The organism is Paenibacillus agaridevorans (genome assembly GCF_003112455.1).
GTDB lineage: Bacteria > Bacillota > Bacilli > Paenibacillales > Paenibacillaceae > Pristimantibacillus > Pristimantibacillus agaridevorans.
The window spans coordinates 547,620-556,137 of sequence record NZ_BDQX01000171.1 but is presented as its reverse complement, the minus strand read 5'-3'; the positions used below and the strand labels follow the sequence as shown (position 1 = coordinate 556,137).

6 protein-coding genes are annotated in these 8,518 nt (G+C 56.2%); 5 read left to right on the top strand and 1 reads right to left on the bottom strand.

Translation table 11 applies throughout. The features are described from left to right. The 3 genes from PAT3040_RS17355 to PAT3040_RS17345 form a co-directional block, all read left to right on the top strand. A partial coding sequence (locus tag PAT3040_RS17355) for an S-layer homology domain-containing protein (protein ID WP_181376683.1) occupies positions 1-2,606 on the top strand: 2,606 nt, incomplete at its 5' end. A gap of 22 nt (positions 2,607-2,628) precedes the next feature. Then, the gene (locus PAT3040_RS17350) at positions 2,629-4,458 is read left to right on the top strand and encodes a cache domain-containing sensor histidine kinase (protein WP_179215378.1); all 1,830 of its coding nucleotides are present in this window, start codon (positions 2,629-2,631) and stop codon (positions 4,456-4,458) included. 26 nt (positions 4,459-4,484) lie between these two features. Next, positions 4,485-5,291: a response regulator transcription factor gene (locus PAT3040_RS17345; RefSeq protein ID WP_087566641.1), complete on the top strand. Its 807-nt coding sequence runs from the start codon at positions 4,485-4,487 to the stop codon at positions 5,289-5,291. Between the two features lie 128 nt (positions 5,292-5,419). Here PAT3040_RS17345 and PAT3040_RS17340 read toward each other — a convergent pair whose 3' ends face one another. Next, positions 5,420-6,718 carry an aminotransferase class I/II-fold pyridoxal phosphate-dependent enzyme gene (locus PAT3040_RS17340; protein WP_108993695.1) on the bottom strand — a complete coding sequence of 433 codons (1,299 nt, stop codon included), beginning with the start codon at positions 6,716-6,718 and terminating at the stop codon, positions 5,420-5,422. A 178-nt stretch (positions 6,719-6,896) separates the two neighbouring features. On the opposite strand from PAT3040_RS17340, the gene PAT3040_RS17335 reads away from it, so the two are divergent. Continuing rightward, on the top strand, positions 6,897-7,682 hold the full coding sequence (locus PAT3040_RS17335) for a helix-turn-helix domain-containing protein (RefSeq protein WP_087566639.1): 786 nt from the start codon (positions 6,897-6,899) through the stop codon (positions 7,680-7,682). A 69-nt stretch (positions 7,683-7,751) separates the two neighbouring features. Beyond that, on the top strand, positions 7,752-8,518 hold a 767-nt coding region (locus PAT3040_RS17330; protein WP_108993744.1), incomplete at its 3' end, for a YihY/virulence factor BrkB family protein.

The following is an 8,518-nucleotide window of genomic DNA, read 5'->3' as shown; positions in this document are numbered from 1 at the left end:
CGTCGGCCGTGTACCGGTTGAACCGCTACGGCCGCATCGCGGATGCCGCCTACGAGCGGGGCAGCTATGCCGACAGCTATGCGTACAACGTGCTGGCGCGCGAATTCGCGGGGGCGGCTGCAGCCATCGCCGACTCCGAGCCGCCTAAATTCATCGGCGTTATCGGCAATGTCGTGCCGACGCAAACAAACGGCGAAGCGGGATATCCGAATACGATCCGGGTGTCGCTCGTTAACGACACCTCCTCTCCGCAGGATGTAAAGCTCGGCTTAAAGGTGCCGGCCGGCTGGGAAGCGGTACAATCCGATACGCTGACGGAAACGGTGTCTATCTCCGCCCTGGGATCGGAAGAACGTTCCTTTAAAATCCAGGTGCCGGAGCGCGCGCTCAAGGGAAGATACGAAATCGAGGTCGAGATGGAGCACGACGGCGTTGCGTTCGATACGAAGAAGATACAGCTGACCGTCGAGGACGGCATCGACGCCCGCATCGTTCCCGCGCGGAAGACGATCGAGGAGTTGGACATTTTGACGGTCGAGCTGACCGGCACATCCTCTTTCGAGAAGACGGGCGCCGTGACGGTGAAGGGACCGGACGGCAAGCCGCTTGTTCCGATCGAATCCGGCGAGTTTTCCGGGCTTCGCAAGGGAGACGCGCTGCGGCTCGACTTCCGCTGGACGTATCACGAACCTAAACCTTACAACGTCTACGAGGTCGATCTGTCGGTCGAGGATACCGTTAACGGCAAAACGATTTTCCGCGATGCGGCCATGCCGCTGGATTTCAACCTGGTCAACGCCGTGGGGGATATCGTCATCGACGGAAAGCTCGACGAATGGGCGGACGCCTTCCCGGTTCATCTGCGGCGAAAGTCGCAAAACGCGAACGAATTCCACGATCCGGCCAATCTCGAAGCGACGGCGTACGCCAAATGGAGCAATCAAGGGTTGTATGTTGCCGTAGCCGTGATGGATAATATTCACAAACAATCGGAGAATGCGGCGAACCTGTGGAAAAACGATTCCGTGCAAATTACGCTCGATCCGCTCGGGAACCGGCAGTCGCCCTATGGCTCCGACGATGTGGAATGGGGTTTCGCGCTGACCGATACCGGCGGGCTTCTCGTCAATGTGTTCAGCTCGAGCCTGCCTAACCCGAACGGAGATATCAGCGGCCAGACTCCGTTCGCGGCGGTTCGCGACGAAGCGGCGAAGACAACTTATTACGAGCTGCTCATTCCGACCGAATACGTCAAGGATCTGCGTCCCGCGTCCGGCGGCTCGCTGGGCTTCAACGTCGCGGTTAACGACGCGGACTTCCAGAACGGACGCGACAACTTTATTCAATGGACGAAGGGAACGGCGGATTCCAAAAACACGTCGTATTACGATTCGTTTGTATACGTGAATTACGAGCAGCCGCTTCCGGAAGAGGAGGAGGAAGAACCGCAAGGTCCTTCGAATCCCGGTCCGCAGCCGAACGTCCCTCCAACCGATCCTCCGTCCGGCGAGCTTGTTGTCACAGCCGGTCAGCTGGGCGGCGACGGCGGCAGGAGCGTGGTCGAATGGCCGAGCGAAGCCGACACGATCATTATTCCGGCCAACGCCGGCGAGCTGCTCGCGGGGAATACGCTTGTGCTGGCAGGGAAGAGCTTGTCGGTCGAGCTGCCTGCGGACTTGCTGGCGGCTTTGACCAAGGAGCTGACGCCGGAGCAGTTGAAAGACGCCCGGATCACGCTTCGGATCGATGAGTTGGCGCCTTCCGCGGCAGCCGGTCTGGTTGGCAAAAGCAAAAGATTGACGAAAGCCGACATCAAACAATGGGGCGGCGCGTTCGAGCTGTCGCTGTCGCTGTCGCTGACGGCCAAGGATGGCGATGCCCGGGAACTGACGGCATACGAGCCGCCGATTGCCGTAAGGATGAAGCCGGACCTGCTGCCGGATGCGAAACGTTCGGGCATCTACCGCATCGACGCCGACGGCAAGCTAAATTATGCCGGCGGCGAGCAAGGAACGTTTGGCGTCGCCGCCGAACTGCATCGCTCCGGCACCTACGCGCTGCTGACCGTCGACAAGACGTTTGCCGATCTTGGCAGCGGCCACTGGGCTTACGAAACGGTCGGGGAGCTGTATGCGAAACAAATCATTCAGGGAACCGGCGTGTCGACGTTCGATCCAAGCCGTTCCGTCACGCGAGCCGAGTTCGCGGAGCTGCTGGTGAAGGCGCTGCGTCTGACGAAAGCGGGCGAAACGCCGTTTGCGGACGTATCTTCGGACCGTTGGTACGCGCAATCGATCGCCATCGCTTACCAGGCGGGGCTCGTCAGCGGCAAAAGCGCGTCCGAATTTGATCCGGACGGCGTCATAACAAGGCAAGAGATGGCGGCCATGTTGCTTAAGGGAGCAAGATTGCTTGGCGCAGAGGCGCCGACGGGGCAGACAGTATCCTTCCGCGACGAAGCGGATATCGCCGAATGGGCGCGTCCTCTCGTGGGCGAAGCGGCGCAGCTCGGGTTGATGCGCGGCCGCGGGGAAGGCATGTTCGCGCCGAAGGGCGTCGCCAGCCGCGCGGAAGCGGCGCAAGCGATTTATAATTTATTGTTCTGATAACGAAGGGCGGGGAATGGGCATGCGACTATGGAAGCGAAGGAAAGGGTCGGGACTGCTGTCCCGGCTGAACTTGCCGATATTTGTGCTGATCGTGGCTATTATCGCTTTTTTCGCAACGGCGGCAAGTTACATCCTGATCCGCGTCCAGAATGCCCATACCCGCGAAATCGCGGAGCAATCGATGAAATTTGTGTATCGCAATCTTTGGTATCAATTCGATACGATGAACAACGTATCGGCTTTCCTGATCAGCAACCAGTCGATCGACAATTTGCTTGAAGGAGCGTATCAACAGCCGTTCGAGGCGGTGGACGACTACTTCGCGCTGCAGAGCAATCTGGAAAATTTATCGCTGCTGTCGCTGCTCAACGATTTTGGCTCGCCCGCGGTAACCCGGCAGTCATATGTGGTATCGCTGGCGCTGGAGCCGGAGAGCGGCCTGTACGGCATGGCGACGGAACATTTTGAGCCGATAACGGGCATTTTCAAGTCCGAGGATTTGCATGACGAAGAATGGTTCCGGGCTCTTGGCGAAGGCCGGCAAATGACGGTATGGTGGGGACAGCGGACGGGCAGGCCCGATACCGCGATGATCTACTCCGCCAGGCGGAAGTCGAGCATCAAGGACGGGCGAAGCATCGGCACGATCATGATCGGCGCCAATATCGGCAGCGTCCGGAGCGTGTTCGAGAACGCGCCGCTTGCGAACGGTTTCCATCTGCTGCTGGACGAACGGGGGCGGGTCATTTTTAGCGAACGATATTCGTTTCTCGAGGAGGCGGGGGAGCTGCCTTATGTGAAAGCTGCTGCCTCCGCCCCGCAAGGGACGATCGTCGCCCGTCTCGACGGCGAGCAGCATCGGATTATGTTCGACACGCTTGCGAACGGGTGGAAGCTGCTGACGGTGGTGCCGGAGAGCCACTTTGGCCAATATACGTTCGCGATATCGGCCATTGGGGCAGCTACCGCGGTCGCGGCTTTGCTCGTCGCGGCGTTCTGGCTGCGCCGGATCGTCGTACGCGTTACCGTGCCGATTACAAGGCTCGTCGCCGCCATCCAGCGGCCGGAGGTCGCGGAGTTCAAGGAACCGCTGCCGCATCCGAACAGCGGCATCTACGAGGTTGATGAGCTAAATCAGAAGTTTGCCTCCATGCTCGTCACCTTGCACGGCCTCATCGAAAATTCGTTTAAGGAAGAGATGGAACGGCAGGCGCTGCAGCTAGAGCTGCTGCATGCCCAGATCAATCCGCATTTTCTGTACAATACGCTGGACCTCATCAATTGCAGGGCGATTATGGCAGGCGACAGAGAGACCAGCAACATCGTCCGGTCGCTTGCGAACGTCTTCCGGTACGGCCTGAACCGCGGGCAGACCTGGATTTCGCTTGAAAAGGAACTTGCGCAGGTAGAAGCGTATCTTCATATTCAGCAAATGATGCGCGAGAGGCTGCACGTCGATATCGAAGCGCCGGAAGCGCTTCTGTCCGCGCGTATCGTCCATTTGGTGCTGCAGCCGCTGGCGGAGAACGCCATCGTGCACGGCTTCGCCGATTACGATCAGCATACGGATTGCCGTATTGCCGTTGCCGCCTATCTCGAAGGAAGCAGGCTCGTGCTGCGCGTGACGGACAACGGATGCGGCAGCGATTCCGATGCGATGAACGCGAGACTCGGAGAGCAGCCGGGCGGCGATTCGGCCGAGCGGGCGGGCGACGGGGGAGACGGCTACGGTACAATGAACGTGCATCGCAGAATCCAATTGCATTGCGGCAAGGCGTACGGTCTGCGTTACGTAAAGGTTGCCGAAGGCACCTGCGTCGAAGCGGTGCTGCCTTATTCGCCGGAGTGACGGGATAAAGAGAGGAGAGCGGAAGGATGTTCAAGCTGTTGATCGCGGAGGATGTCAAAATGGTGCGCGATACGCTGTGCCGCTCGATCGAATGGGAGAAGCTTGGCATCGAGCTGCTTGGAGCGGCGGAGAACGGCGAGGAAGCGCTGGCGTGGCTTGCGCGGGAGCCGGCCGATCTGCTGCTGACCGACATTGGCATGCCGAAAATGAACGGGCTGGAATTGATCGAGGCCGCTCAATCCCGATACCCGGACATTCGATGCCTGATTCTGTCCGGTCTGAGCGAATTCGAGCATGCGAGGCAAGCGCTCAAGCTGCAGGTAATGGATTACGTGCTAAAGCCGATCGATCCGTCCGAAATTGAGAGAGTATGCCTGCGGGCGATCGAGCAGCTGCGTCTGGAGAGGGCCCGTAAGGAAGAAGCTGAGTTCGCCATTCAAGCCGCCAAGGAGAAGCTGCCTACGCTGCTCGAAGAATTGCCGCCCGATGGATGGGCCGGCAATTTAAAGAAAAAGAAGCTGGTGGAGCGGGCGCTTCAATATGTGGGAGAACATTTTGGACACAGAGAGCTGTCTCTGGCGGACACGGCGGCGGCGGTGGGCTTAAGCGACAAATATTTAAACGCGATCGTTAAGGAAGTAACCGGCTTTACGATTAATCATTGGATGATTCGTCTGCGCATGGAGGAAGCGGCCCGGCTGCTCGAAGATCCGATGATCAAAATTTACGAGATATGCGACCGGATCGGTTATGCCGACCAGGATCACTTCCGCGAAAGCTTCAAAAAACAGTACGGCGTGACGCCGACGGAATTCCGCAACCGCCATCTGTAAAGGACCCGCTTGTGATCGCAAGCGCCGGGACAGGTTCATCGAAAAAAAGCGCAAGCTTGAGGGCCAATTCGGCCCCTGAGCCTGCGCTTTCTTTGTTCTATCAAATGCGAGAATGATGAATATGCGATTTAGTGCGCGGCGACTTCCGTAACCGCCTTGTAAATGATGTCGAACAGCTCTTCTAGATGTTCTTCCTCGATGCAGGAGAAGGCGACGCGAAGGTCGGTCTCCCCGAGCGCGATGGCGCCGATGCCGTATTCGTTAAGCAGATGCGAGCGAACGGCTTCGGCCGTAACGCCGGCAAGCTTAAGGCACATAAAGTAGCCGGAGTTGAACGGATAGTACTGGAGCGTATCGCCATAGCGGTCGCTGTCGAGCAACGACTTGACGCGGTTGGCGCGGCGTTTCATAATTTCGAACTTCTCGGCTTTTTGCGTCTCGTATTCAGGCGATTGCAGCGCGCGAAGCACGAACGTCTGGGAAGGATGCGGGCCGCTGGAAATCGTCGCGCGAATGATTCCGAGTGTCTTCTGCTCCAGGGCGGCAAGCGCGGCCGCGGATTCCGAAGCGAACGTAATGAAACCGACGCGGAATCCCCACACAAATTCTTCTTTCGTTGCGCCGTCGACCTTGACGGCCAGCACGCGTTCATGCAGTCCGGCGAGCTTAGGGAACAGCGACTCTTGAAGCGAATCCTCGAAGAACAGGCCGAAATACGCATCGTCTGTAACGGCAACTACGTTGATGCCTGCTTCCGCGGCATCAAGGATTGCGGCCACGATCGCATCGCCTTCTTTTGGCCCGGGCGTATAACCGGTTGGGTTATTAGGGAAGTTAAGCAGCACGATGGCTTTGCCTTTATCCTTCTGCGCGAGAAGCGCCTCCCGGAGTCCTTCGCTGTTAAATTGCATATCCTCATTGTACAAAGGGTATTCCACGATTGCCGCTCCGCGGCGGACGCCGAACGTCAGCTCGTAATTTTCCCAATTTTTATTCGGGATGATGACGGCGTCGTCGGGATCTGCAAATAAATCGGCTATGATGCTGAGGCCGTGCGTGAGCGCGTTCGTCACGACGGGATTGCCGAAGCTCTTCGATTCCAGCGACGGATTGTCCTTTATCATTTTGGCGCGCCAGGCGGTTCGCAGCTCCGGCTTGCCGGCAGGAGGCGCATATTCATATATATCTTTCGGATTGTAGGCGCTAAGCGTGTCTTGAATGAGCTTGAGATGCATGGGCTGTCCGCCTTCGGTTGCAATGCCGATCGTGGCGTTGAACTTGGTTGCCTTCGACTTGGCTTCGGCGGATTGGCTCAAAATGCCTTCTTTGGGAAAGTAGATGTTTTTGCCTAGATTGGACAACATCGCATAAACGTTCGGAATTTCTCTCTGCAAGGTCTCATTTAACTGCTGGGCCAGTGGGTTCATGGCTTGAATTCCATCCTTCCGAAAAAATATTTAAGTTATGTTACATTCTAATGTTCGTGATATTATACCATCTTTACGATTGCTAAACCATGAGATGCTGCTTTTTTTTCGTTGCTTGCAGGCGAACTTGTTTTATAATGAAAATAATTGCTGTCCGCTTTAGGGAAGGAGAATCATTATGCTTGAAATTTCGCCGGATTCGATCAAGCTGCTGCCGGCCTTTGCAAAGATCGTATGCGAACCTGGCTGGCGCTGGGCGAGGCGCGAGAAGCCGATGGCCAACTTCGATCTGTTTTATGTGTGGAGCGGCGAAGGCGAAGTGGAGGTGAACGGAGTCCATTATCAGGTTGGCAAGGGAAGCTGCTTCCTGTTTCGTCCCGGCGACTATACGAGCGCCACGCATCATCCGCAGCGGCCGTTGGTGCTCACCTATATCCACTTTGCGGTGGAGGACGAAATCCGTCAAACTCCCAAACGGTATCGCATGCTGTATGATACGGTCGACTTCGAATATATGTTATCTCGTTATGTCCGCCTCTTTCTCGTAAGCACGTACGCCGCCGAGACGGAAGCGCGGCTGGTGCTGAAGTCGCTGCTGATCCAGCTGCTTCGCGCAGATACCCAGGTGCCGGTGGAGAAAAAGGCGAGTAATCAGCTGACGGAAGCCATTCACGAGATTGCCAACTACATCCGGCAAAATCCCGGCATCGCGCACCGCGTGGAGGATCTGTCGACAAGAGCCCAGCTGTCGCCGAGATACTTCTCCATGAAGTTCAAGGAGATGATCGGCATGTCGGTGCAGTCCTACATGATTCGTATGCGCATCGAACGGGCAAAGCATCTGCTTATGCACGCCGGGATGAACGTAACCGAGGTGGCGGACGCGTTGGGTTATCGCGATATTTTTTTCTTCAGCCGGCAATTCAAACAATATACGGGCAAAAGTCCTTCGGAGATTCGATAAGTGTTCTGGATGTCTTCTGTTTAAGGCGGGGCTTCTCTTGTTTACTTCTAAATAAGAGGAGTGAGGCCAATGAAACAGGATTCAAAGCTGCTTAAATTTTTCGAAGATTTGTACTGCCGATTCCGTGATGATGATGTGCCTGCGATAGGCGCGCAGCTTACGTATTATTTTATTTTGTCATTTTTTCCGTTTCTTATTTTTGTGGTGAGCCTGATGAGTTTTGTCCAGTTGTCCGGAGACAGTGTCGTCGCTGAGCTGATTCGCCTGCTGCCGGAGCAGACGGGCGAAGCTGTTGAAAGCATTCTGCAGGAGGTAACGAACAATAGCAGGGGGGCTCTTCTATCGATCGGTATGATCGCGACGCTCTGGTCGGCCTCCAATGGCGTGAATGCGCTCATAAAGGGTGTTAATAAAGCCTATGATGTCGAAGAAAGCCGGCCGTTCTGGAAGTTGAGAGCGATCTCGCTTGCGGCGACGCTTGTGCTAGCCCTTGTCATAATTCTGGCGATTGTATTGCTTATTTTCGGAGAGGTAATCGGTGAATTTCTGTTTGATTGGTTCGCTTCCCCGATCGGCTTCGGACTCATCTGGGGAATATTGAAATACGTCGTTCCCATCTCGTTCATGGTTGTTATATTCTCGCTGATCTACTGGATTGTGCCCAACCGCGAAATTCGGTTCAAAGCTGCCGTTCCGGGGGCTCTATTCGCGACCTTTGGCTGGATTGCAACCTCGTTGCTGTTCCAATTCTACATTAACAATTTCGGCAACTATTCCAAAACGTATGGAAGCATCGGCGGCATTATCGTCCTGCTGGTCTGGCTGTACATCAGCTC